We start from the raw sequence: 23342 nt of genomic DNA on the forward strand, positions 1-23342 counted from the left end.
GCTCAGCCGACCTTGATCCGGTCGTAGACCGGGACGCTGAACTGGTTGAGGGCCACACCGCCGAGCCGGGACGAGTAGCCCGCGCTGCCGTTCTGGTACCACAGCGGGATGGCGGGCATCTGCGTGGCGAGGATCTTCTCGGCGTCCTGGAAGGCGGCGATGGCCGCTCCGTCGCCGGACGCGGCGTTGGCCCGGTCGACGAGCCGGTCGAAGGCGGTGTCGCTCCAGTGGCCGTCGTTGGAGGAGGCGTCGGTGTAGTACAGCGGCTGCAGGAAGTTCTGGATCAGCGGGTAGTCCATCTGCCAGCCGGCCCGGAACGGCCCGGTCATCCGCTTGTTCGCCATCTTGTTGCGGTAGTCCGCGAAGGTGCCGACCGGTCTGCCGACGCAGGCCCGGTCGCTGCCCAGCACGTTGTTGACGCTGTTGCAGACCGCGTCGACCCAGTCCTTGTGGGAGCCGGTGTCGGCGTTGTACGTGATGGTCATCCGGCCGCCGGGCAGCCCGCCGCCCGCCTTGATCAGCGCGCTGGCCCGCGCCGGGTCGAAGGAGCAGGCGTCGCCGCACAGACCGGGCCGGTAGCCGCCCTGGCGGCGCAGCACCGGGGAGGTCCAGTCGGTGGCCGGTGTCCGGGTGCCGTGGAAGATCCGGTCGGTGATCTGCGCGCGGTTGATCGCCATGGAGATGCCGCGCCGCAGCTTGGCCGAGCCCGGGCCCCGCCAGCGGCGGTCGTACATCGGGAAGGTGAGGGTCTGGAGGATGCCGGCGGGCTGGTTGAGGTAGCGGTCGCCGAGGTCGGAGCGGACGAACTTCAGCTGGGCGGCGGGCACGTCGTCCACCAGGTCGAGGTTGCCCGCCTGCAGATCGGTGTAGGCGGTGTTGCTGTCGGTGTAGACGCGCAGCTCGACACCCTTGTTGCGGGCCTTGTCCGGACCGGGGTAGCCGCGGCGGGCGCGCAGCTTCATGACCGAGCCCTTGGCGTACGACACCACCTCGTACGGGCCGTTGCCGACGGGTTTGCGCAGCCAGGCGGCGTGGTCGTCGAAGAAGGCGCGGGGCAGCGGCGCGTAGGCGTTGTAGCCCAGGGTCTTGGGCCAGCTGGAGAACTTCTGGGTGAGCTTGACCGTGAAGGTCCGCCCGTCCTTGACGCGCAACCCGGAGAGGGTCTTCGCGCTGGGGCGGCCGGTGGCCGGGTGGACCTTGTCGTAGCCCTGGATGTACTCGAAGAAGTAGGCGTTGCGCTGCTCGTTGTCGAGCAGGGCGCCGTAGTTCCAGGCGTCCACGAAGGACTTGGCGGTGACCTTCTCGCCGTTGCCGAACCGCCAGCCGTCCTTGATGGTGACAGTGAAGGTCCGCTGGTCGGACGTTTGGATCCGGTCGGCGAGCGCGTTCTTCGCCTCGCCGGTCGCGGGGTCGTACCGCTTGAGCCCGCGGAAGATCATGTCCAGGACCTTGCCGCCCTGGACGTCATTGATGTTGGCGGGCTCCAGCGGGTTGGGCGGGTCCCCCCAGGAGGACCGTACGACGCCCTTGGGCGCCTCGCCGCCGCCGCAGCCCGTCGCGGCGAGGGCGAGCGCCAGCAGGCCGAGAACCGGCAGGGCGGGGCCCGGCGCGCCCACGGCCCGCGTGGCACGCCGAACGCGCCGAGCGCGCGCGGCGATGCGCATGGGTGCCTCCCTTGGGCCGATCCGATGATCACACTTAGGCCCCTATGACATCCCATGCGGTACCTGTCCGCATCCGCTCGGCCGCCGTCCGTGTTCCGGGAACGCGGTCCGCGGATGCCGGCTCGGGCCCGCAGGGGGCCCGGCCCCGACCTCCCCGTAAGCCCCTCGCGGACGCTTCCTGTCCTCAACGACCTCTACCGTGCGCGCCATGAACAACCAGGCACAGGGCACCTCCCACCCCATCCACCCCTTCCGTATCGCCATCCCGCAGGCCGACCTCGACGACCTGCGCGACCGCCTCACCCGCACCCGCTGGCCCGATCAGCCCCCCGGCGCCGGCTGGCCCTACGGCGTGCCGCTCGACTACGTACGCGAGGTGGCCGAGCACTGGGCCGGAGAGTTCGACTGGCGGGCGCAGGAGGCGCGGCTCAACGCGTTTCCGCAGTTCACCACGGATATCGACGGGCAGCGGGTGCACTTCCTCCACATCCGCTCCCCCGAGCCCACCGCGCTGCCACTGCTGGTCACCCACGGCTGGCCGGGCTCGATCGCCGAGTTCACCGAGGTCATCGGCCCACTGACCGACCCCCGCGCACACGGCGGCAACCCGGCCGACGCCTTCCACCTCGTCATCCCCTCCCTCCCCGGCTTCGCCTTCTCCGGCCCGACCCGCGAGCCCGGCTGGGACATCCGCCGCATCGCCACCGCGTGGCGCGAGCTGATGCGGCGCCTGGGCTGCGAGCGCTACGGAACGCAGGGCGGCGACTTCGGCTCACTCATCTCCCCCGAGGTGGCGCGGGTGGCCCCGGCCGAGGTCATCGGCGTACACGTCAACGCGCTGGTGACGATCCCCTCCGGCGACCCGGCCCAGCTGGACGGACTCACCGCCGCCGAGCAGTCCCGCCTGGCCGGCGTCCAGCGCTGGCGCCGCGACCTGTCCGGCTACGCCGCCATCCAGAGCACGCGCCCCCAGACCCTGGCCTACGGCCTGTCCGACTCCCCCGCCGGCCAACTGGCCTGGAACCTCGACTGGTTCGTCGCCCACGGCGACAAGCCGGACGCGCTCGACCGCGACGCCGTGCTGACCAACATCTCGATCTACTGGTTCACCAACACGGCCGGATCGGCCGCCCGGCTGTACAAGGAGGCGGCATCGGTGTGGAGCACGCCCCCGGAGCGCTCCAAGATCCCCACCGGTGTGGCGGTATTCCACGGAGACGGCGCCATCCGCCGCCTCGCCGAGCCACACCACACGATCACGCACTGGTCGGAGTTCGACGCGGGCGGGCACTTCGCGGCGATGGAGGTGCCAGAGCTGCTGGTCGGCGACGTACGGGCGTTCTTCCGCACGCTGCGCTGATCGCGCGCTCCTAATCACACCTGCTGCAAGGACACCAGCTTGCCCCGGCTGCCGAGCCGGTCGAGCAAGTGCCGGATGTCGTCGGGGTCGGAGGTGGCGACCGCCGCCCCCAGCCGGGCGGCGAGCACCGCGACGGCCCCGTCCACGGGATCGGAGGTCCCCGCCTGGCCCAGCAGCTCCCCGACCTCCCGGGCCGAAGTCTCGTCCATGGCCGCCACGTCGCATCCCTTGAGCAGTTGCGCCAGGCGCGCCTGGCGGTCCCCGTCCCGCCACACCTGCGCGACCACGGGTGCGGGCACCTGGGGCACACCGCCCGCGGTGAGATAGGTCCGGTGGGCTCTCCAGACCTTGGTCTGTGAGCGCTCGGCGGCGATCAGCATTCCCGCGTCGTAGACAACAGGCCGCAGTACGGTCATCGGTCATTTCCCCCCGGCGCTTGTGGAATCAAGCCGCGTGATCGCCGGCGTCGGTGTCATCGTTCGCGACCGGCCTCGTGACCGTGTCCATGAACGCGTCCACCCACGCCTGTTCATCCGGGGTGGGTGGACCGATCTCCGCCAACACCTCTTCCGCCGCGATCAGCCCCGCCTCGATCTTGGCCGCGCGCTCGGCCGCGCGCGAGAGCCAGGCCGAGACGCTCATGCCCTCGCGGTCCGCTGCTTCCTTGGCGGCGCTCAGGGTCTCGCTCGGGATCGTGATCGTGACACGTTCGAGGCTCATACTGCCGATCATACGGGCGTGGCGCCGGGCTCTTCGGTGCCCGCGGACGGCGGTTCACTCGAATGAGTCCTCCGCCTGCCGGGGTCAGCCGTGGCTGATGACGACCTTCCCGAAGCCGCCACCCGACTGGATGTACCGGAAGGCGTCGGGCACCTCGTCGAACGGGAACACCCGGTCGATCACCGGACGCACCCGATGCGCCGCGACCGCCCGGTTCAGCTGGGTGAAATGCGCCCGACTCCCCGTGGCCACGGGCCGCACCACCGCACCCGAGCCGAACAGGACGCCGGGGTCGATGGGCTTGGCCCCCTCGGCACCCGACAGCCAGCGCCCGACGAACGCGACCTCGCCACCGAGCACGGCGGACTTCACCGCCTGTTCCAGGGGGCCCGACGGATCGACGACGCGATCGGCACCGAGGTCATCCGTCAGGGCGCGTACGTCCTGCCACCACTGCGGGCTCTCCCGGTAGTTGATCACCTCGTCGGCGCCGAGCGCCCTCAGCCGCTCGGCCTTGGCCGCGCTGGACGTGGTCACGATCACCCGGGCGCCGGCCAGCTTCGCGAACCGCAAGGTGAACAGCGAGACGGCCCCCGAGCCGAGGGTCAGCACGGTCGAGCCGGAGCGCAGCGCGTCCCCGCCCGTCAGGGCGTTCCACGCCGTCACCGCCGCCAGCGGCAGCGTCGCGGCCTCCTCGTACGACAGATGCTCCGGGAGGTGTACGACGCCGTCCTCGCTCAGCAGCGCGTACTCGGTCAGCACGCCGTCGATCATGGTGCCGAGCTGTGCGGCGTCGGCGCGCCGGAACGGACCGTCGAGCCAGCGCGGAAAGACGGTGGCGGCCACCCGGTCGCCCACCTTCACCCGCCCCACGTCCTCGCCGACGGCCACGACCTCCCCGGCCCCCTCACAGCCGGGCACCACGCCGGGCGTGATCGGCAGCGGGTAGTTGTCGGCCAGCACCATCAGATCGCGGAAACCGATCGAGTTCGCGCGCATCCTGACCACGACCTGCCCACGCCCCGGTTCGGGCTCGTCCCGGTCCTGGACGGTCAGCCCGGCGAGGTCATGGCCCGGGTCAAGGCGGTAGCTCTTCATCAAACGGCCCTTCACAGTCGCTCGTGTGTCGTCCCGAGAGATCCTGCGAGGGGCCCCGGCGCCCGGCAATTCCCTCAAGGGAATCGCCACCTGCCACGACGTCCGGATACAACTACGAGGGTGAGCAGCACAATCGAGCAAACGGGCGTCGGCACCGAGCTGAGACGCTGGCGCCGGGCGCGCCGGCTCAGCCAGCTCGAACTGGCCGCGCTGGCCGACACCACCCAGCGCCACCTGAGCTTCATCGAAAGCGGCCGCTCCCAACCGGGCCGCGCGATCCTCATCCGGCTGGCCGAATCGCTCAGACTCTCCCTCCGCGAGCGCAACGACCTGCTGGCCACGGCGGGTTACGCCCCGGTGTTCGCCGAGTCGGGCCTGGACGAGACCGCGCTACGGCCGGTCCGTGCCGCCCTCGAACAGATCCTCCACGGCCATCTGCCCTACCCGGCGCTCGTCATCGCCCCGTACGGACGTGTGGTGGCGGCCAACGACGCCGTCGAGGTCTTCACCGAGGACGCGGCACCCGAACTGCTCGTGCCCCCGCTCAACATGCTCCGGCTCATGCTCCACCCGGACGGGATGGCACGCCGCGTCCGTAACCTGCCCGAGTGGGGTCGCCACGTCATCGAAAACCTCCGCGCCCGGGCCCGGCGAAGCCCGGACCCCCGCCTCGACGAGTTCACCGAGGAGCTGGCCGCCTACGTCCCCCAGACCCCCGTCGGCCCCGACCACCTCGGCTTCTCCGTCCCCATGCGGCTGGCGTCGGCGGACGGCGAGCTACGCCTGATCACCACGCTGACCTCCTTCGCCACCGCGACGGACATCACCCTCGCCGAACTCCACCTGGAGGCGTTTCTGCCCGCCGACCAGGCCACGGCGGAGCTGTTGCGGATCCGGGCAGAGCGCTGCAGAGATTTGCGGTGAGTACGAGACGGCGACACGCCGTCGCGTCGGCGTGTCGCCGTCTCGTACTCACCGCGACTCAACCGGCGCGCCCGGCCGCGCGCGTGATCGACGTGCGACCTCGCCCAGAGAGAGCGAAGAATTGAAATACAGGCAGTTCAGAGCCGATCCGAGAAGGTGACAGTGATGCGGAACTCGATCGTGCGCACCTTGGCGACCGGTGCTGCAGCGGCACTGCTGGCCGGTGGAGCGGCAGCGACCTCCACGAGTACCGCTTCCGCGCAGCCATCGCCCACCCCTACGCCCACCATGACGGGCAAGCACTGCAAGGAGATCAAGGACCGCACCAAAACGATCACCCATAACGGCAAGACCTACAAGGTCTGGATTGAGGGCCACAAGGTCTGCGTCATGAAGTGACCGTCATCGGGCACTAGATCATCCGGTCGAACTCCCCAGCCCTCGCCGCCCGCAGAAACGCGCGGAGCGCGGCCGGGGTCGTGGCTATGACGGCCTCCGGGTCGTCGCTCTCACGGAGGTGGGGGGTGCCGGTGGGGTCGGCGGCGAGTTCTACGCAGTTGGCGGCCTCGCCCGTGCTGAAGCTGGATTTCCGCCATGTGAGCTGGGGCATGTACGTCTCTCCTGGAGCAACTAGAGCAACGGATAAAGGATGTGCTGGATGAGGCCCAGCGAGTCCTTTGCCCTCCGGGCCTCCGGAGCCGATGCGGCATCGACCTGAGGCAGGGCCAGCTCTGCCAGCTTGCCGAACGTGTCCCGATACCCGCCGACGACCTCTTGGTCGCCCAGGTACTCGGACATGCCCAGCTGATCCACGGATACCGTACTTAATTCGGTCACGTTCGGCTCGATCACCATGAATGCGTGGTTGAAGGCGACTCCGCGCTCAGTGTCGAGCGGGAACACTTGGATCGTCACGTTGGGGAGACGGGACACCTCGATCAGATGCAGTAGCTGATCGCGCATCACTGTCCGGCCGCCCCAATGCACACGCAGAGCTGACTCGTGAACGATCGCATGGATGTGCGGAGCGCACTCACCCACCAGCACCTTCTGGCGTTCCATCCGGAACTCAACTGCCTGGTCGCGCACGGCCTGCGGGTTCTCGACGTAGCTGCCGCCGTGGATCGCAGTGGCGTAGCCGGCCGTCTGAAGTAGCCCGGGAACGTACATCGGCTCGTAGTTCCAAAGGCCGACCGCATCGGCCTCCAGCTCCGCGAGATCGAGGTGTGACGGGCCCAGCACCCCGCGGTAGCGGCTCCACCAGCCTTTCCCCGGATCCTGTGCCATGTCCTCGAGGACGTCAACGTAGGCGTCATGAATGTCACCCGCGGCCCGCGCGAGCGCACGGACTCGCTCCGGGGACATCCCCGTCCGTCCGGCCTCGATCTTGCTGAGCTGCGGCTGCCGCATCCCGAGCAGAGCCGCGGCGTCCGCCACGGACATCCCTGCGCGCTCACGAACTTTGCGTAGTTCAGCACCGAAGCGTCGCTGACGATACGTCGGGTTGACCCTCAGCCCCATGCACCTCTCCCTGGCTGTCCGCGCCTGCAGTGTCGCTCAGCGCCATCGCGCCCGTCCACTCCTCATCACCGGTTCGGCGGAGCAGGTTGAATACATGACGCCTCTCACATTACCTTGAGTATGGCGTCAGTCACAGAAGGCACTCAACCGGAGGCTGCTCCATGCGCACGCCCGAAGAGCCCTGGTCCTACGGCCTGTTCATCCCGCACGACCCCCGCGCCGTGGGTGTCGTCCGGGCCACCATCCGCTGCGTCCTCAAAGCGGCCCGCCTGGACTGCATCGTCGACACCGCCGAACTCCTCGCGTCCGAGCTGGTCACGAACGCGTACCGCAACACCGAGACCGACTCCTACGTCAGCATGGACTGGGAGCCCTCGCCGCCCGACTTCCGCGTTACCGTGTGGGACTCCGGCGACGGCCTCCCGCAGCCGGTGGCCGCCCGGTGCGACGGCGAGAACGGCCGGGGACTCACTCTCGTCGAGCACTGCTCGGACGCGTGGGGCGTGCACGACTACACCGACAAGGACGCGGGCGTCACCGGCAAGGCCGTATGGTTCACGCTCAACCCGCCGCCGCAGGAGACAGCGCCGTGAGCACTCAGCCCATAGAGGACTCCCACCACGACCAGCCGCTGTTCCCCATGCCGCCGCTGACCGAGCAGGCGCTGCGCGTGGCAGTGCGCTCCCTGGACCTCAGCGCGGCTGTCCGGTTCGAGGAAGAATTCCACAGCGCCTGGCAGGAGGCGGTGCAGACCGACAGCACCGTCCCCATGCACACCTTCCTGCACCGCTGGGGGGTGTTCGTGGCGCTGCGGCGCTGTCCGGACCGGGCTCAGCGCCTCCACGAATTGGAGGCGGCCGTTGCCGAGGCGCCGAGCATCGAAGACGCCCGGCGCGCGTCGGCCGAGATCGGAAAGCTATTGGACGCCGCGCGCCGCGAGGTCGCCGCGTGAGGAATCCGGGGTGTCGGGATTACTCGATCACGCGGAGGGCCGACTGATCGTCTGGTACCAGGAGCACCGTCGCTTCACCACCGTCTTCCTCATCCGGGTGCAGCATTGGCCCGAAACGAGCGGGGCCTGAAACAACCACGAGGGCCGCCGGGACCGTCGGTACGGTCCGGGCGGCCCTCGTCGTGGCCCAAGAAGAAAACGCTAGGCGTGGACCACGTCCTTCTCCTCCGCGAAGTGGCACGCCGACTCGTGCGCCGCGGGCGAGTCCGAGCCGGCGAAGCGCTCGGGGATGGCGAGGAGGGGGACCTCCTTGGCGCACCGCTCCTGGGCCTTCCAGCAGCGGGTGCGGAAGCGGCAGCCGGAGGGTGGGTTGGCCGGGGAGGGGACGTCGCCGGCGAGGATGATGCGCTCGCGGCCCTCGCGGGAGGTTGGGTCGGGGACCGGGACGGCGGACAGCAGGGCCTGGGTGTACGGGTGGGTCGGGTGGTCGTAGATCTCGGTGTCGGTGCCGATCTCGGCCATCTTGCCCAGGTACATCACGCCGACGCGGTCGGAGATGTGGCGCACGATGGACAGGTCGTGGGCGATGAAGAGGTAGGAGAGGTTGAACTCGTCCTGCAGCTTCTCCATCAGGTTGATGACCTGTGCCTGCACCGACACATCCAGCGCGGAGACCGGCTCGTCGCAGATGATGATCTCCGGGTTGAGGGCCAGGCCGCGCGCGATGCCGATGCGCTGGCGCTGACCGCCGGAGAACTGGTGCGGATAGCGGTTGATGTACTCGGGGTTGAGGCCGACGACGTCCAGGAGGTCCTGGACCTTGCGGCGCCGGTCGCCCTTCGGGGCCACCTCGGAGTGGATCTCGAAGGGCTCACCGATGATGTCACCCACCGTCATGCGGGGGTTCAGCGAGGTGTACGGGTCCTGGAACACCATCTGGATGTTGCGCCGGACGGCCTTCAGGGCACGGCCGGACAGCCTGGTGATGTCCTGGCCCTTGTAGAAGACCTCGCCCGCGGTCGCGGTCTCCAGGGTCATCAGCAGCTTGGCGACGGTCGACTTGCCGCAGCCGGACTCGCCGACGATGCCGAGGGTCTCGCCCTGGTAGAGGTCGAAGGAGACGCCGTCGACGGCCTTGACCGCGCCGATCTGGCGCTTGAAGAGGATGCCCTGGGTCAGCGGGAAGTGCTTGACCAGGTTTCGCACCTGCAGGATCGGCTCGCCGCGCTCGACGGGGGCGTCGATGGCGGCGACGGCCGCCTCCTCGGTGGCGGCCTCGACGACCTCGACCTCGGTGACGTTGGGGGTGGCGTCCACGGCGTCCTGGGTCTTCTCGATGTCAGCCATGGATCGTCTCCTTCCAGAAGTGGCACGCGCTGCCGCGGCCCGGCAGCGGAGTGCCGTCCTGCTCGGTGACCGGCTCCAGCACAGGGACGTCGGTGCGGCAGATGTCCTGTGCCTTGGGGCAGCGCGGGTTGAAGGCGCAGCCCGTCGGGATCTTGAGCAGGTTGGGCGGCAAACCCTTGATCGCGTAGAGCTCCTGGCCCTTGCGGTCCAGGCGCGGGATCGACTCCAGCAGGCCCTGCGTGTACGGGTGGGCCGGGCGCTTGTAGAGCTCGTGGACCGGGGCGGTTTCGACGATCCGGCCCGCGTACATCACCGCGATCTTGTCGGCGACGTCGGCGACGACGCCCAGATCGTGGGTGATCAGGATCAGGCCCATGTTGTACTCGCGCTGGAGCTCCGCGAGCAGGTCCATGACCTGGGCCTGGACGGTCACGTCCAGGGCCGTCGTGGGCTCGTCGGCGATGATCAGGTCCGGCTCCAGCGCCAGCGCCATGGCGATCATGATGCGCTGGCGCATACCGCCGGAGAACTGGTGCGGATAGTCGCCCACCCGCTCCTTCGCCGCCGGGATACGGACCCGCTCCATCAGCTCGATGGCCTTGGCCTTGGCCGCCTTCTTGGACAGGCCCTGGTGGACCCGGAACATCTCGCCGAGCTGATAGCCGACGGAGAGCACCGGGTTCAGCGAGGAGAGCGCGTCCTGGAAGATCATGGCGATCTTCCGGCCGCGGATCTTGCGGCGCTCCTCGTTGGTCATGGTGAGCATGTCCTCGCCGCGGAACAGGATCTGGCCCTGTGGGATCTTCCCGGGCGGCATGTCGAGGATGCCCATGATGGCCTGGGCGGTCACCGACTTGCCGGACCCGGACTCGCCGAGGACGGCGAGGGTCTCGCCCGCGCTGACGCTGTAGTTGACGCCGTTGACGGCCTTGGCGACGCCGTCCCGGGTGTGGAACTCCACATGCAGGTCACGGACTTCCAGCAGCGGGGTGCCGTCGTCGTCCTCGCGCTGCCCGGCGGGGGCGCTCGCGGTTTTTTCGATGGTGGTCACGTACGCCCTCCTCAGCGCAGCTTGGGGTCGAGGGCGTCGCGCACCGCGTCGCCGAGCATGATGAACGCGAAGACGGTGAGGCTCAGCATCGCCGACGGGAACAGCATCACATGCGGGTTGTCACGGATGGCATCCTTGGCCGACGAGATGTCGACGCCCCAGGAGACCGTCGGGTCGGCCAGGCCCAGTCCCAGGTAGGACAGTGTGGCCTCGGCCGAGATGTACGCGCCGAGGGCGATGGTCGCGACGACGATCGTGGGAGCGATCGCGTTCGGCAGCACATGGCGCAGCAGGATCCGGGGCGTACCGGCGCCGAGGGCACGGGCCGCCACCACGTAGTCCGCCTGCTTGGCGGTGATCACAGAGCTGCGCGTCACCCGGGCGATGGTCGTCCAGCCGAGGAACGCCAGGGCGCCGATCACGACGTACACCTTGCGCTCGGTGAAGGCGTTGAGCACGACCATCGTGCCGAGCAGGAACGGCAGGCCGAAGAAGATGTCGGTGATCCGGGAGATCACCGAGTCGATCCAGCCGCCGAAGTAGCCGGCCAGCATGCCGAGCACCCCGCCGACGAGCGTGACCACGACGGTGGTGCCGACGCCGACCAGGATCGAGGCACGGGTGCCGTAGATGACACGCGCGTAGACCGAGTAGCCCTGGCCGTCGTACCCGAACCAGTCCGCCTGGAAGAGGTGGGTGAGCTCCGGCTTGGTCAGGAAGTGGTTGGTCAGGTCTGCGTCGCGCGGGTCGGCGTCGGTGAACAGACCGGGGAAGGCGGCGATCATGAGCAGCAGCACCAGCAGCACCGCTGAGACCCAGAACATCGGCCGGTGGCGCAGCTCGTACCAGGCGTCGCCCCACAGGGAGCGCGGCTTGCCCTGGGCAGCGGGGCCGGCGGCCGGGGCGGTTGCCACCTCGGTCGGCGGGGCCACGGCGTCGACCGCCGTGTCGGTCTTGGTCTTGGTCACGTCAGGCATAACGGATCCTCGGGTCCAGGACCGCGTACAGCAGGTCGACCAGCAGGTTGATCAGCAGGATGACGAGGACGAAGACCGTGACCGTGCCGACGATCGTGGTGCCCTCGCGCTGCCCGAGCGCCTTGAAGAGCAGGTTTCCGACGCCCTGGATGTTGAAGATGCCCTCGGTGACGACCGCGCCGCCGACGAGGGTACCGACGTCCGTGCCGAGGAAGGTGACCACCGGGATGAGCGAGTTGCGCAGCAGGTGGACGCCGATGATGCGGCGGCGCGGCAGGCCCTTGGCGAGCGCGGTGCGCATGTAGTCGGCGCGCAGGTTCTCGGCGAAGGTGGTGCGGGTCAACCGGGCCACGTACGCCATGGAGAGCATGCCGAGCACGAAGCCGGGGAGTATCAGCTGCTCGAGGTTGGTGGAGTCCTGGACGTTGGGCGGCAGCCAGCCGAGTTCGTCCGCGAAGACGAACCGGGCGAGGTAGCCGAGGACGAAGACCGGCATCGAGATGACGATGAGCGTGAAGATCAGGACGCCGGTGTCGGCGGCCTTGCCGGCCTTGAGGCCGGCCCAGGCGCCGAGGCCGATGCCGACGAGCATTTCGATGGTGATGGCCACCCAGGCGAGGCGGAGGGTCACCGGGAACGCCTGGGTCATCTCGTCGATGACCGGGCGGCCGCCGAAGGTCTTGCCGAAGTCGCCCTGGAACAGGTTGACCATGTAGTCGATGTACTGCTGCCACAAGGGCTTGTCGAGCCCGAACTCATGGCGCAGCGACGCGACCTGCGCGGGGTCCGCGGCCTTGTCGCCCCACATCGCCCTGATCGGGTCGCCGGGGAGGACGTGGACCATGAGGAAAATCAACAGTGTGGTCCCGATGAAGACCGGGATCATTTGGAGCAGTCGCCTGGCGACGTAGCGCCCCATTATGCCTCCATGCCGTTGGGGGGCGGCGAAGGCCTCGTCTCGTCTGCAGCCACCGGGTGAGGGGGGGACAAGGTGCGGGGCCTTGACGCCTGCGGGCCGGTGCCGCCGCTCCCCGGGATGAGGGGAGCGGGCGGCACCGGCCGGCGGTTCCCGATGCTTACTTCTTCTTCACCTGGACGTCGGTGAAGATGGGGTCGCCGTCCTGACCGTAGGGAATCTTCCCGTAGATCTTGTTGGACTGGCCGCTGTTGACCTTGTAGAACCACAGCGGGATCGCCGGCATGTCCTTGGCGAGGATCTGCTCGGCCTGCTGGTACAGCTTGACGGTCTCGTCCAGCGTGGCGGCCTTGTCGGCCTTCGAGGAGAGCTCGTCGAACTCCTTGTTGGAGTAGCCGCTGGTGTTACCGGCGGCGGTGGTGCTGTACAGGTCGCGCATGAAGTTGGAGTTGACCGGGTAGTCGAGCACCCAGCCACCGCGGTACATGGACTTGACCTGGTGCTTGTCACGGGCGTTCAGGTCGGCCTGGAAGTCCGGCTTGGAGTCGCCGACGCAGTCGACGCCGGTGGCCTTGCGGATGCTGTTGCAGACCGCGTCGACCCAGGGCTTGTGGTCCTGGTCCGCGTTGTACTGGATCGAGATCTTGTTGCCCGGGACGCCGCCGCCCTCCTCGATGAGGGCCTTGGCCTTCTTCGGGTCGTAGCTGACCTGCTCCTTGAGCGCGCCGGCCTTGTAGCCGAGCACACCGCGGGCGACGTAGCTGTCGGCCGGGGTGCGCGAGCCGTGGAGCACGGTCTTGGTGATCGTGTTGCGGTCGATCGCCATCGACAGGCCCTGGATGACCTTGGGGTCGATGTCCTTGAACTGCTTGGTGTAGAAGGCCGGGACGATCGACTGGACCGCCGAGTACTCCTCGTCGATCGCGCGCTTGCCCAGGTCGCTCTTGTAGTTGGTGAGCGCGGTGGTGGGCACCTGCTCGATCCAGTCGAGGTTGTTGGAGCGCAGGTCGGAGTAGGCGGCCTCGGCGGTGGTGTAGTTCTTGAAGTCGATGCCGCCGTTCTTCGGCTTGTCCGGGCCCTTGTAGTCGGCGTACGTCCGGACCTTGATCAGCTTCTTGTGGTCCCACGAGACGAACTTGTAGGGGCCGTTGCCGATCGGGTGGTCACCGAACGCCTTGGGGTCCTTGTAGAACTCGCTGGGCAGCGGGGACCAGACGTCGTAGCCGAGCTTGTAGGCGAAGTACGAGACCGGGCCGGCCAGCTCGATCTTGAACTCGTTGTCGTTGACGACCTTCAGGCCCGACATCTTGTCGGACTTGGGCTTGCCCTTCTCCGGGTGGACGTCGGCGTAGCCCTTGATGTCCTGGAACCAGCTGGAGTTGGTCTGGTTGTTGGTGGTGGTGGCCGCCCAGTTCCACGCGTCGACGTAGGACTTGGCGGTGACCTTCTCGCCGTTGTGGAACGTCCAGCCCGGCTTGAGCTTCACGGTCCAGACCGAGGAGTCCTTGTTCGGCGTGACGGACTCGGCGTTGACGTAGGTGAGCTTGCCGGTGCCCGGCTCGTAGCCCACCAGCTGGGAGAAGACCTGCCGGATGACGCGGCTGCCCTGACTCTCCTTCTGGTTCGCCGGCTGGAGCGGGTTCTGCGGCTCGCTCAGCTGGGCGGTCAGGATCCCCTTCGGGTCCGCCGCGCCCTTGTTCATGTCGTTGTCGCCGCTGTCACTGCCACCGTCGCCGCCACAGGCGGTTGCGGCCAGCGCCACAATCGCCGCCATCGCGACCCACTTGGCGCTCATGGCACCGCGCATGGGTTTGCCTCCTCAGGAGTCCACTGTCACTACGAAAAAGGGGCAACCGGAGACACGCTGACACCCCTGACAGCGAACGGGACCGGAACCCCCCGTGTGCTCGCAGGCCGGCGCTCCCCACAGCGCGTGACCCATCGACCCGAGCCCAACGGACCCCATAATTGAGCACGGCAGGCCGGTAAACCACACTTAAAGGGTCTCGCTTTGGTCACGAGATCTACGCGCGGAGCTTCGAAATCCGGACAAAACTGCCGCAGACAGACACACGCGAAACGGACTGTTAACACATCATGCGGAGCGCAGTCACCGATAATCGGACGCTAATCGTCGGATAAGAGCTTGACTGACATCTTGCTGACATGGCAACAGCCCGGACCCCCACCCCGAGGGCAGGAATTCCGGGCCGCTGGCATATGGCGGACGCAATACCGGCCGATTACGCCAGGTAATCGGCCGGTATTACTTTTCATGGTGCTTTTACGAGCGACAGGGCGCCTTTACGCGCGGCCGCGAGCGGCCACGATGCGGCGTGTCACCGCTTCGCGCGGGCGGTGGCGCGGGCGCGGTTCTTCTGGTCGAGGACGACCTTGCGGATACGGACCGTCTCCGGGGTCACCTCCACGCACTCGTCATCGCGGCAGAACTCCAGGCACTGCTCCAGCGAGAGCAGCCGCGGCGGGACCAGGGACTCGGTCACATCGGCCGTCGAGGACCGCATGTTGGTGAGCTTCTTCTCCTTGGTGATGTTCACGTCCATGTCGTCGGAGCGGGAGTTCTCGCCGACGATCATGCCCTCGTACACCTCGGTGCCCGGGGAGACGAACAGCGTGCCGCGCTCCTGCAGATTGGTCATCGCGAAGGCGGTCACCGCGCCCGACCGGTCGGCCACCAGCGAGCCGCTGTTACGGGTGCGCAGCTCGCCGAACCACGGCTCGTGGCCCTCGAAGATGGAGTGCGCGATGCCGGTGCCGCGGGTGTCGGTCAGGAACTCCGTACGGAAGCCGATCAGCCCGCGGGAAGGGACGACGAACTCCATCCGGACCCACCCGGAGCCATGGTTGGTCATGGTCTCCATGCGGCCCTTGCGCGCCGCCATCAGCTGGGTGATGGCGCCCAGGTGCTCCTCCGGGCTGTCGATGGTCATCCGCTCGACCGGCTCGTGGACCTTGCCGTCGATCTCCTTGGTGACCACCTGCGGCTTGCCGACGGTCAGCTCGTAGCCCTCCCGGCGCATGGTCTCCACCAGGATCGCCAGCGCCAGCTCGCCGCGGCCCTGGACCTCCCAGGCGTCCGGGCGCTCGGTCGGCAGCACGCGCAGCGAGACATTGCCGACCAGCTCCTTGTCGAGGCGGTCCTTGACCATGCGGGCGGTGACCTTGTGGCCCTTGCCGCCCTTGCCGACCAGCGGCGAGGTGTTGGTCCCGATGGTCATCGAGATGGCCGGCTCGTCGACCGTGATCAGCGGGAGGGCGATCGGGTTCTCGGGGTCGGCCAGGGTCTCGCCGATCATGATGTCCGGAATGCCCGCCACCGCGCAGATGTCGCCGGGCCCGGCCACCTCGGCGGGCTTGCGGGTGAGCGCCTCGGTCATCAGCAGCTCGGTGATCCGGACGTTGGAGACCGAGCCATCGCGCTTGATCCAGGCGACGGTCTGCCCCTTCTTCAGCTCGCCCTGCTCGACGCGGAGCAGCGCGATACGGCCGAGGAAGTTGTCCGCGTCCAGGTTGGTGACATGGGCCTGGAGGGGGGCGCTCGCGTCGTACTCGGGAGCCGGGATGGTCTCCAGGAGGGTGGAGAAGAAGGGCTGGAGGCTGTCGCTGTCGGCCGGGACGGTGCCGTCCTCCGGCTTGTTCAGCGAGGCCACGCCGTCGCGGGCGCAGGCGTAGACGATCGGGAACTCGATCTGCTCCTCGGTCGCGTCCAGGTCCAGGAAGAGGTCGTACGTCTCGTTGACGACCTCGTCGATGCGGGCGTCCGGGCGGTCGGTCTTGTTGATGCACAGGATGACCGGCAGCTTGGCCTGCAGCGCCTTGCGCAGCACGAAGCGGGTCTGCGGCAGCGGGCCCTCGGAGGCGTCCACCAGCAGCACGACCGCGTCGACCATGGACAGGCCGCGCTCGACCTCACCGCCGAAGTCGGCGTGGCCGGGGGTGTCGATGATGTTGATGGTGACGGGGTCCCCGCCGTCCGCCGGGTGGTACTTGACGGCGGTGTTCTTCGCGAGAATGGTGATGCCCTTCTCGCGCTCCAGGTCGTTGGAGTCCATGACCCGGTCGTCCACGTGCTGGTGGGCGGCGAACGCGCCGGCCTGCTTGAGCATGGCATCGACGAGGGTCGTCTTGCCGTGGTCGACGTGGGCGACGATGGCAACGTTACGGATGTCGTGGCGCGTGGGCACTGCGGCGCTTCTCCCGGAATCGTGGATGGCGACGCGCCCGGTCCGGAACGCCCGCCTGCCGGGCAGATCACGCCACGGCCTCACCCCATGGTACGTGGGCGGGGCGGTAACGGCCGCCCCGCCCGTGCCGGGCCGGTCCTTCCGGCCCGTACCCGGACTCAGGCCCGCGCGGGGTCGCCCTCGCGGCAGCCCAGCCTGGCGGCCTCGCGCTCGCCCTGGGACCGGTTCTTCTCCGGCTTCTCGCCGCAGGCGACGACGAACAGCGTCGGGGTCTGCCAGGTCACCACATGACCCGAGACCGCCGCGTCCTGGAAGCTCGAGTCCTCGCAGCTGTCATGGAAATCGGCCTCGACCAGGTCGACCTCGCGGGCGGGAACATAACGCCCGGAAGCTTCGGCCTTGCGTTCGCCGGACGCGACGGAGGAGTCGTACTTGGTGGTGGGCTCGTCCGGCCCGGATCCGTCGCCGACGAGGCGATCTGAGAGCTTCAGGTGCTCGGCCAGGGCGCGGATCACGGCCTTCGGGGACAGATCCGCGCCGTCGGTGCGGACGGACCGGGTGTAGCGGGCGACCTCCGCGACCTCCTTGGTGCTGACCTTCTCCCCCTTCTCGACGTGCCGGCCCGGTTTCATGTCGGTCAGCACCGAGCGCTGGGAGACGTTGAACCAGGTGTACGTGCCGTCGTCGCAGGCCTTGGCGGCCGAGAGGTGCTGGGCGGCCCCCTCGGAGCCGTCGGAGGCGTCGGAGCCGCCGGACGTACAGCCCGCCACCCCTGCCATGATCGCTACAGCCGCGACCGCCGTGGTCAATCCGCGCTTCATGTCGCCCTCCCCCGTGCGTCCAGTGTCGTGTCAGGCACCATGCTGCACGTCGACCGGCCTGCCCCGCAGGGGAGTTGCGGCAGTTCTGAGGGTTACTTCCGGAAGCCGATGTCCTGGTAGCGCGGGGTGGCGAAGCCGAAGGCGCCCGCGTTGACCACCGTCTTCCGGGCCGCGACCAGCTGGGGGCGCTGGTAGAGCGGGATCGACCCGGCCGCCGCCCAGATCCGCGCGTCCGCGCGGCTGACCAGGGCCCGGGACGAGCCGGAGTCCAGCTCGGCGACCGCCTGGTCGAAGAGCTGGTCGATCTGGTCCGTGCCGACCCGGGTGTAGTTCTGCTCGACGACCAGCGAGCCGTCGGCGGCGGGCTGCGGCTTGGCGTAGATGGGGCGGGCGTCGGTGGCGGGGTAGGCGCTGGCGGGCCAGGAGTAGAGGGCGAGGTCGTAGTCGCCGGAGGCGATGTGGTCCTTGAAGTAGCCGCTGCCCGAGACCTTGGTGATCTTGGTGCGGACGCCGATCGCCTCCAGCATCCGCGCGATGCGCTCGCCGACCGTGCCCAGCGGGGCGGTGCCGGCGCCCGTCGGCACCACGAAGCGCAGCTCCAGCGGCTGGCCGTGCTTGCGCACGACGGCCGTGGCGGCGCGCCCGGTCCGCCCGGAGCGGCCCGCGTCGGGGCCCGCCCCTCGGCCGCCGTCCTGCTTCCCGCCGCCCCGCTGCTCGCCGTCCCGCTTGTCCCGCGCGGCGTCGTGACCCTGCTCGTCCGTCTTGGCTCCGAGCGCCTTCTGCCGGGCCGAGGCTGAGTCGGCGCGCCAGCCCGCGTCGGCGAGCAGGGCCTGGGCGGCGTGGGTGTCCTTGCCGCCGATGGCGCCGCTGTGGTCCTTGTAGCCCTGCTGGCCGGCCATCAGCAGATGGTTGCCGAGCGGCTTGGTGGGCAGGTCCAGGGGCCCCAGCACCAGCTTCGCGAGGTCCTTGCGGTCGATCGCGCGAGCCACGGCGCGGCGCACCCGCTCGTCGGCGAGCGGGCCCTTGGTACCGTTCAGGGCGAGCTGGGTGTACGCGGGCTCCAGGGCCTTGCGCACGGTGAGCCTGCGCAGGGCCGCCTTCTTCGCCCGTGTCTCCTTCGAGGCGTTCGCCTCCGCCCAGGCGCGCATCGCGTCGGCGGCGTCCCGGCCGCCCGCCGCCAGGTCCGTCCCGGCCGCGGCCCCGTGCCGGGCCGACGGCTCGGCCCCGGCCTGCCCGTTCTTCCCCTTGTTCTCCTTGTTCTCCTTGTTCTTCCCGGGCACCTTGGCCGCGTCCTGGATCCGTTCGGCCATGGCCCGGTCGACCTCGGCCAGATCGAGCTTCCCGGCCAGCAGCGCGGCGGCCCTCTCCTTGACCGGCACGGCCTTGAAGACCAGCTTGTCGAGCCGGGCCCGATCGCCCCACCAGCGGGGGTTGCGCACCAGCGTGACGCTCTTGGTGCCGCCCGTGGTGCTGCGCATCATGAACGGGCCGGCGCTCACCGCCAGCCCCCTGCGCCGCCCGTCGTTGAAGGCGGCCGGGTCGCTCATCACGCTCTTCGGGTAGAGCGGGGTGAACAGCGAGCGCCAGTCCGCGTACGGCTTGGCGAAGGTGACCTCGACCTCGTGCTCCCCGTCGCCGGGCTCGACCTTGGCGATGCGGTCGTACCCGGCGTTGCGGGCCGTCCAGTACGCGCCGTCCGCGCCGCGCAGCGCCTTCCACTGGGCGGTGAAGTCCTCGGCGCCGATCGGGCGCCCGTCGGTCCAGACCGCCTTCGGGTTGAGCTTGTAGCGCACGACCTGCTTGGGCTCGCGGTCCACCACGTCGGCGGCCTGGAGGTAGTCGGGGTTGCGCTGCGGGCGGCCCCGGCCGTCCAGGGTGAACAGGGACGGCAGGACGGCGCCCGCGATCCGCTGGGTGCCGCTGTCGGCGTTGGTCTGGAAGGCGTTGAACGTCCCGGGCGCCGCGCCCAGGGCCCAGCGCAGCGTCCCCTTATCGGCCACCCCGTCGCGGGCGGCCGCGGCCACGTCCCGTCGGGCCGCGGCTGGCGAGCTGTCGTCACCGCTGGAGCTGCATCCGCTCGCCCAGGGCAGCGGCAGCAGCACTCCCGCGGCGAGCAGCACGACACGGCGGCGCTTGGCGATGGACATGACGCGTACCTCCGGGGTGGGCCTGCTCGGCCGGACAGGCCGGGTGAGCCGGGATTGTGCATATTTGGCATATTGTGACGCTCATCGCATATACTCCTCACTCAAAGCGACGGTTCAGGAAACAGCACGCCGAGACGGCCATGGAGGGGAAAGGATCACCCGACCGGGTCAATCCGGTGGGCGCGCACCCCCGCGCGCGAGGGTGTGTTCGCTCCGGTGGCTCCGCGAATCGCGACAGATCCCTTCCCAACCGCGACCATGACGCGTAACACTCGCTGTCGCATGAGCGTCGCCAACCGCAACCGCGGAAGTGAGGGCAAGTCATGTCCTTGAACGACGACTTGACGGCCGTCCAGCGCTGTCTCGACGATCTGGTCCGTTTTGTCCACCGGCTCGAGCAGTCGGTCGGCACCGACGGCCTGGAGATACGCCGCGTCCGTACCGACGCGGACCACCTGCGCGAGAGCCTCGCCCTGCTGCGCGAGACCGCCCCCGCCGAGCGGTCGAGTCCCGAGATGGTGCTGGTTCCCGACGCGCCGTACAACAGTGCGCTCTGGTCGGACGTCGACGACGAGGGGCTCGGCGCGCGCGACCGCCACGCGCCCTGAGGCACCCCCGCGGCGTGACCGGCGCCCCGCCCCACGCGGCGGCCCGGCACGAGGCGGCGCGCCATGAGGCGCCCCGCCATGAGGCGACCCGGCAGCCGAGGCGACGGGCGTCTGCCTGAGGTGCCCCGCCCCTCACGCCGTGTGAACGCCGCCCCACCACCCCACCCGCACACTCCACACGGAGTTCCCTTTGGCCACAGGCACCGACCCCCAGGCCCGTACGACCTCCGGAAAAGACCCCGCCACGCACGGCGTGCACGCGCCCTCGCGCGCCGCCGTCCCCGCCCGCCATCTGCGGACCGACCGCTGGTGGCTCTCGCCCGCGGCCACCGCCGCCGGGTTGTTCGCCTTCATCGTCTACTCGACCTGGCGGGCCTTCTCCGGGGACGACTACTACGCCGAGCCGTATGTCTCGCCGTTCTACTCGCCCTGCGTCGCGCAGAACTGCGTGCCCATGAAGGGCGGCGCGAACTGGGAGATCTTCGGCGCGTGGTGGGGCCTCTCACCCGCCCTGCTGATCCTGATCTTCCCGCTGGGCTTCCGGCTGACCTGCTACTACTACCGCAAGGCGTACTACCGGGGCTTCTGGGCCTCGCCCCCGGCCTGCGCGGTCCCCGAGCCGCGCGCGAAGTACTCCGGCGAGACCCGCTTCCCGCTGATCCTGCAGAACGTCCACCGCTACTTCTTCTACTTCGCGGTGATCGTCGCCGGGATCCTCAGCTACGACACGGTGCTCGGCTTCCGCGACGAGCACGGCCGATGGGGCCACATGGGCCTCGGGACCCTGGTGCTGCTCGTCAACATCGCGCTGATCTGGGCATACACCATCTCCTGCCACTCCTGCCGGCACATCGTCGGCGGTCGGCTCAAGCACTTCTCCCGGCACCCGGTGCGCTACCGGCTGTGGGGCTGGGTCAGCAAGCTCAACGCGCGCCACATGGCGCTGGCCTGGGCCTCGCTGGTGAGCGTCGCGCTGGCCGACTTCTACGTCTATCTGGTGGCGAGCGGCGCCTTCGACGATCCGCGGTTTTTCTAGGAGAGGTGCCTGAAGATGACCCAAGTCGAACGGCAGTCGTGGGACGTGGTCGTGATCGGCGCCGGCGGCGCCGGGCTGCGGGCCGCGATCGAGGCGCGCGAGCAGGGCAAGCGCTGCGCCGTCATCTGCAAATCGCTCTTCGGCAAGGCCCACACCGTGATGGCCGAGGGCGGCATCGCCGCCAGCATGGGCAATGTCAACGAGGGCGACAACTGGCAGGTGCACTTCCGGGACACCATGCGCGGCGGGAAGTTCCTCAACCACTGGCGGATGGCGGAGCTGCACGCCCAGGAGGCGCCGGACCGGGTCTGGGAGCTGGAGACCTGGGGCGCGCTCTTCGACCGCACCCCCGAGGGCAAGATCTCCCAGCGGAACTTCGGCGGCCATGAGTATCCACGCCTCGCCCACGTCGGGGACCGCACCGGCCTGGAGCTGATCCGCACCCTCCAGCAGAAGATCGTCTCCCTGCAGCAGGAGGACAAGGCCGAGTTCGGCGACTACGAGGCGCGGCTGAAGGTCTTCCAGGAGTGCACGGTCACCCGCGTCCTCAAGGACGAGGCGGGAGAGCGGGTCGCCGGGGTCTTCGGCTACGAGCGCGAGTCCGGCCGCTTCTTCACCATCGAGGCCCCCGCGGTGGTGCTGGCCACCGGCGGCATCGGCAAGTCCTTCAAAGTGACGTCCAACTCCTGGGAGTACACCGGCGACGGCCACGCGCTGGCGCTGCTGGCCGGGGCGCCGCTGGTGAACATGGAGTTCGTGCAGTTCCACCCGACCGGCATGGTCTGGCCGCCCTCGGTCAAGGGCATCCTGGTGACCGAGTCGGTGCGCGGCGACGGCGGGGTGCTGCGCAACAGCGAGGGCAAGCGCTTCATGTTCGACTACATCCCGGACGTCTTCAAGGAGAAGTACGCGCAGACCGAGGACGAGGGCGACCGCTGGTACGAGGACCCGGACCACAACCGCCGCCCGCCCGAGCTGCTCCCCCGCGACGAGGTCGCCCGCGCCATCAATTCCGAGGTCAAGGCGGGCCGCGGCTCCCCGCACGGCGGGGTCTTCCTCGATGTCTCCACCCGGATGTCCGCCGAGGTCATCAAGCGGCGGCTGCCCTCCATGCACCACCAGTTCAAGGAGCTGGCGGACGTCGACATCACCGCCGAGCCCATGGAGGTGGGCCCGACCTGCCACTACGTGATGGGCGGGGTGGACGTCGACCCGGACACCACGGCCGCGACCGGAGTGCCCGGCCTGTTCGCCGCGGGCGAGGTCGCGGGCGGGATGCACGGCTCCAACCGGCTGGGCGGCAACTCCCTGTCCGACCTGCTGGTCTTCGGCCGGCGCGCGGGGCTGTACGCGGCCCGGTACGCGGAGGAGACTGCCACGGCGGAGCGGCGGCCTGTGCCGGACGACGCGCAGATCGACCTGGCGGCGGCCGAGGCGCTGCGCCCGTTCAGCGCGGAGGACGGCGACCCCGGCCTCGCGCAGGGATCCACGGTTCCGGCCGAGAACCCGTACACGCTCCACCAGGAGCTGCAGCAGACCATGAACGACCTGGTGGGCATCATCAGGAAGGCCGGGGAGATGCAGGAGGCGCTGCACCGCCTGGCCGGCCTGCGGGTGCGGGCGCGGCGCGCCGGGGTGGAGGGGCACCGGCAGTTCAACCCCGGCTGGCACCTGGCCATCGATCTGCGCAACATGCTGCTGGTCAGCGAGTGCGTGGCGCGCGCCGCGCTGGAACGGACCGAGAGCCGCGGCGGGCACACCCGCGACGACTATCCGGAGATGGACCGCGAGTGGCGGCCGGTCAACCTGGTGTGCCGGCTCGCCGACCCCTCGGGCGGGCTGGCGGCGCCGGACTCGCGGCAGGGGCAGATCCGGCTGGAGCGGCGCCAGACCCCGCCCATCCGGCCCGATCTGCTCGGCCTGTTCGAAAAGGACGAGCTGATGAAGTACCTGACGGACGAGGAGCTGACCCATTGAACCCTCCCCCAGCTGAAG

The 23342-nt window shown here is 69.3% G+C and carries 22 protein-coding genes; 8 read left to right on the forward strand and 14 right to left on the reverse strand.

Annotated features, from left to right (window positions below; translation table 11 throughout):
• Positions 1 to 2: 2 nt before the first annotated feature.
• The gene (locus PV419_RS08830) at positions 3 to 1664 is read right to left on the reverse strand and encodes an ABC transporter substrate-binding protein (RefSeq protein ID WP_319687223.1); all 1662 of its coding nucleotides are present in this window, start codon (positions 1662 to 1664) and stop codon (positions 3 to 5) included.
• 208 nt (positions 1665 to 1872) lie between these two features.
• On the opposite strand from PV419_RS08830, the gene PV419_RS08835 reads away from it, so the two are divergent.
• Complete coding sequence (locus PV419_RS08835; protein ID WP_319687224.1) at positions 1873 to 3024, forward strand: epoxide hydrolase; 1152 nt, start codon at positions 1873 to 1875, stop codon at positions 3022 to 3024.
• A 14-nt stretch (positions 3025 to 3038) separates the two neighbouring features.
• Here the strand turns inward: PV419_RS08835 and PV419_RS08840 are convergent, their stop codons facing one another.
• The 3 genes from PV419_RS08840 to PV419_RS08850 all read right to left on the reverse strand — a co-directional run bounded on the left by PV419_RS08840 (position 3039) and on the right by PV419_RS08850 (position 4842).
• A complete protein-coding gene (locus tag PV419_RS08840) occupies positions 3039 to 3440 on the reverse strand; it encodes a twitching motility protein PilT (protein WP_319687225.1) in 402 nt (133 codons plus the stop codon).
• 28 nt (positions 3441 to 3468) lie between these two features.
• Positions 3469 to 3744 (reverse strand): hypothetical protein, encoded by a 276-nt coding sequence (locus tag PV419_RS08845; protein WP_319687226.1) that lies wholly within the window; start codon positions 3742 to 3744, stop codon positions 3469 to 3471.
• A gap of 84 nt (positions 3745 to 3828) precedes the next feature.
• The gene (locus PV419_RS08850; RefSeq protein ID WP_319687228.1) at positions 3829 to 4842 is read right to left on the reverse strand and encodes an NAD(P)-dependent alcohol dehydrogenase; all 1014 of its coding nucleotides are present in this window, start codon (positions 4840 to 4842) and stop codon (positions 3829 to 3831) included.
• 120 nt (positions 4843 to 4962) lie between these two features.
• Between PV419_RS08850 and PV419_RS08855 the strand changes: the two genes are divergently transcribed.
• Both PV419_RS08855 and PV419_RS08860 read left to right on the forward strand, forming a co-directional pair.
• The gene (locus PV419_RS08855) at positions 4963 to 5766 is read left to right on the forward strand and encodes a helix-turn-helix domain-containing protein (RefSeq protein WP_319687230.1); all 804 of its coding nucleotides are present in this window, start codon (positions 4963 to 4965) and stop codon (positions 5764 to 5766) included.
• 165 nt (positions 5767 to 5931) lie between these two features.
• Positions 5932 to 6165, forward strand: a complete 234-nt coding sequence (locus PV419_RS08860) for a hypothetical protein (RefSeq protein ID WP_319687232.1) — start codon at positions 5932 to 5934, stop codon at positions 6163 to 6165.
• 13 nt (positions 6166 to 6178) lie between these two features.
• Here PV419_RS08860 and PV419_RS08865 read toward each other — a convergent pair whose 3' ends face one another.
• Positions 6179 to 6376 (reverse strand): DUF397 domain-containing protein, encoded by a 198-nt coding sequence (locus PV419_RS08865; protein WP_319687234.1) that lies wholly within the window; start codon positions 6374 to 6376, stop codon positions 6179 to 6181.
• 20 nt (positions 6377 to 6396) lie between these two features.
• Complete coding sequence (locus tag PV419_RS08870) at positions 6397 to 7287, reverse strand: helix-turn-helix transcriptional regulator (protein WP_319687236.1); 891 nt, start codon at positions 7285 to 7287, stop codon at positions 6397 to 6399.
• A 161-nt stretch (positions 7288 to 7448) separates the two neighbouring features.
• Between PV419_RS08870 and PV419_RS08875 the strand changes: the two genes are divergently transcribed.
• Complete coding sequence (locus PV419_RS08875) at positions 7449 to 7880, forward strand: ATP-binding protein (RefSeq protein ID WP_319687238.1); 432 nt, start codon at positions 7449 to 7451, stop codon at positions 7878 to 7880.
• Complete coding sequence (locus PV419_RS08880; RefSeq protein ID WP_319687239.1) at positions 7877 to 8239, forward strand: hypothetical protein; 363 nt, start codon at positions 7877 to 7879, stop codon at positions 8237 to 8239. The genes PV419_RS08875 and PV419_RS08880 overlap by 4 nt, the downstream gene beginning before the upstream one ends.
• A 201-nt stretch (positions 8240 to 8440) precedes the next feature.
• Here PV419_RS08880 and PV419_RS08885 read toward each other — a convergent pair whose 3' ends face one another.
• The 8 genes from PV419_RS08885 to PV419_RS08920 form a co-directional block, all read right to left on the reverse strand.
• Complete coding sequence (locus PV419_RS08885) at positions 8441 to 9586, reverse strand: dipeptide ABC transporter ATP-binding protein (RefSeq protein ID WP_319687241.1); 1146 nt, start codon at positions 9584 to 9586, stop codon at positions 8441 to 8443.
• On the reverse strand, positions 9579 to 10637 hold the full coding sequence (locus PV419_RS08890) for an ABC transporter ATP-binding protein (RefSeq protein WP_319687243.1): 1059 nt from the start codon (positions 10635 to 10637) through the stop codon (positions 9579 to 9581). Before PV419_RS08890 ends, PV419_RS08885 begins: the two co-directional genes overlap by 8 nt.
• An 11-nt stretch (positions 10638 to 10648) precedes the next feature.
• Entirely contained in the window at positions 10649 to 11614 is a 966-nt protein-coding gene (locus PV419_RS08895; RefSeq protein ID WP_319687244.1) for an ABC transporter permease, read from the reverse strand.
• On the reverse strand, positions 11607 to 12533 hold the full coding sequence (locus PV419_RS08900) for an ABC transporter permease (RefSeq protein ID WP_319687246.1): 927 nt from the start codon (positions 12531 to 12533) through the stop codon (positions 11607 to 11609). The genes PV419_RS08895 and PV419_RS08900 overlap by 8 nt, the downstream gene beginning before the upstream one ends.
• Before the next feature lie 157 nt (positions 12534 to 12690).
• Positions 12691 to 14337 (reverse strand): ABC transporter substrate-binding protein, encoded by a 1647-nt coding sequence (locus tag PV419_RS08905; protein ID WP_319687248.1) that lies wholly within the window; start codon positions 14335 to 14337, stop codon positions 12691 to 12693.
• Between the two features lie 532 nt (positions 14338 to 14869).
• Positions 14870 to 16735, reverse strand: coding sequence for a translational GTPase TypA (gene typA, locus PV419_RS08910; RefSeq protein WP_319687250.1), 1866 nt, complete (start codon positions 16733 to 16735; stop codon positions 14870 to 14872).
• A gap of 158 nt (positions 16736 to 16893) precedes the next feature.
• The gene (locus PV419_RS08915; protein WP_319687252.1) at positions 16894 to 17556 is read right to left on the reverse strand and encodes a hypothetical protein; all 663 of its coding nucleotides are present in this window, start codon (positions 17554 to 17556) and stop codon (positions 16894 to 16896) included.
• Positions 17557 to 17648: 92 nt separating this feature from the next.
• On the reverse strand, positions 17649 to 19703 hold the full coding sequence (locus PV419_RS08920) for an ABC transporter family substrate-binding protein (RefSeq protein WP_319687254.1): 2055 nt from the start codon (positions 19701 to 19703) through the stop codon (positions 17649 to 17651).
• 323 nt (positions 19704 to 20026) lie between these two features.
• On the opposite strand from PV419_RS08920, the gene PV419_RS08925 reads away from it, so the two are divergent.
• The 3 genes from PV419_RS08925 (at position 20027) to PV419_RS08935 (ending at position 23324) form a co-directional block, all read left to right on the forward strand.
• Positions 20027 to 20311, forward strand: coding sequence for a hypothetical protein (locus tag PV419_RS08925; protein ID WP_319687256.1), 285 nt, complete (start codon positions 20027 to 20029; stop codon positions 20309 to 20311).
• Between the two features lie 190 nt (positions 20312 to 20501).
• A complete protein-coding gene (locus PV419_RS08930; protein ID WP_319687258.1) occupies positions 20502 to 21347 on the forward strand; it encodes a hypothetical protein in 846 nt (281 codons plus the stop codon).
• A gap of 15 nt (positions 21348 to 21362) precedes the next feature.
• A complete protein-coding gene (locus PV419_RS08935) occupies positions 21363 to 23324 on the forward strand; it encodes a fumarate reductase/succinate dehydrogenase flavoprotein subunit (RefSeq protein ID WP_319687260.1) in 1962 nt (653 codons plus the stop codon).
• Positions 23325 to 23342: the final 18 nt, after the last annotated feature.

It is taken from the genome of Streptomyces sp. ME19-01-6 (genome assembly GCF_033793745.1).
Lineage (GTDB): Bacteria > Actinomycetota > Actinomycetes > Streptomycetales > Streptomycetaceae > Streptomyces.

Bases quoted from the DNA above. Each gene is read 5' to 3' on its own strand.
- PV419_RS08830 (WP_319687223.1), bottom strand. From the start codon at position 1,664: ATGCGCATCGCCGCGCGCGCTCGGCGCGTTCGGCGTGCCACGCGGGCC.
- PV419_RS08835 (WP_319687224.1), top strand. From the start codon at position 1,873: ATGAACAACCAGGCACAGGGCACCTCCCACCCCATCCACCCCTTCCGT.
- PV419_RS08840 (WP_319687225.1), bottom strand. From the start codon at position 3,440: ATGACCGTACTGCGGCCTGTTGTCTACGACGCGGGAATGCTGATCGCC.
- PV419_RS08845 (WP_319687226.1), bottom strand. From the start codon at position 3,744: ATGAGCCTCGAACGTGTCACGATCACGATCCCGAGCGAGACCCTGAGC.
- PV419_RS08850 (WP_319687228.1), bottom strand. From the start codon at position 4,842: ATGAAGAGCTACCGCCTTGACCCGGGCCATGACCTCGCCGGGCTGACC.
- PV419_RS08860 (WP_319687232.1), top strand. From the start codon at position 5,932: ATGCGGAACTCGATCGTGCGCACCTTGGCGACCGGTGCTGCAGCGGCA.
- PV419_RS08865 (WP_319687234.1), bottom strand. From the start codon at position 6,376: ATGCCCCAGCTCACATGGCGGAAATCCAGCTTCAGCACGGGCGAGGCC.
- PV419_RS08870 (WP_319687236.1), bottom strand. From the start codon at position 7,287: ATGGGGCTGAGGGTCAACCCGACGTATCGTCAGCGACGCTTCGGTGCT.
- PV419_RS08875 (WP_319687238.1), top strand. From the start codon at position 7,449: ATGCGCACGCCCGAAGAGCCCTGGTCCTACGGCCTGTTCATCCCGCAC.
- PV419_RS08885 (WP_319687241.1), bottom strand. From the start codon at position 9,586: ATGGCTGACATCGAGAAGACCCAGGACGCCGTGGACGCCACCCCCAAC.
- PV419_RS08895 (WP_319687244.1), bottom strand. From the start codon at position 11,614: ATGCCTGACGTGACCAAGACCAAGACCGACACGGCGGTCGACGCCGTG.
- PV419_RS08900 (WP_319687246.1), bottom strand. From the start codon at position 12,533: ATGGGGCGCTACGTCGCCAGGCGACTGCTCCAAATGATCCCGGTCTTC.
- PV419_RS08905 (WP_319687248.1), bottom strand. From the start codon at position 14,337: ATGCGCGGTGCCATGAGCGCCAAGTGGGTCGCGATGGCGGCGATTGTG.
- PV419_RS08915 (WP_319687252.1), bottom strand. From the start codon at position 17,556: ATGAAGCGCGGATTGACCACGGCGGTCGCGGCTGTAGCGATCATGGCA.
- PV419_RS08920 (WP_319687254.1), bottom strand. From the start codon at position 19,703: ATGTCCATCGCCAAGCGCCGCCGTGTCGTGCTGCTCGCCGCGGGAGTG.
- PV419_RS08925 (WP_319687256.1), top strand. From the start codon at position 20,027: ATGTCCTTGAACGACGACTTGACGGCCGTCCAGCGCTGTCTCGACGAT.
- PV419_RS08935 (WP_319687260.1), top strand. From the start codon at position 21,363: ATGACCCAAGTCGAACGGCAGTCGTGGGACGTGGTCGTGATCGGCGCC.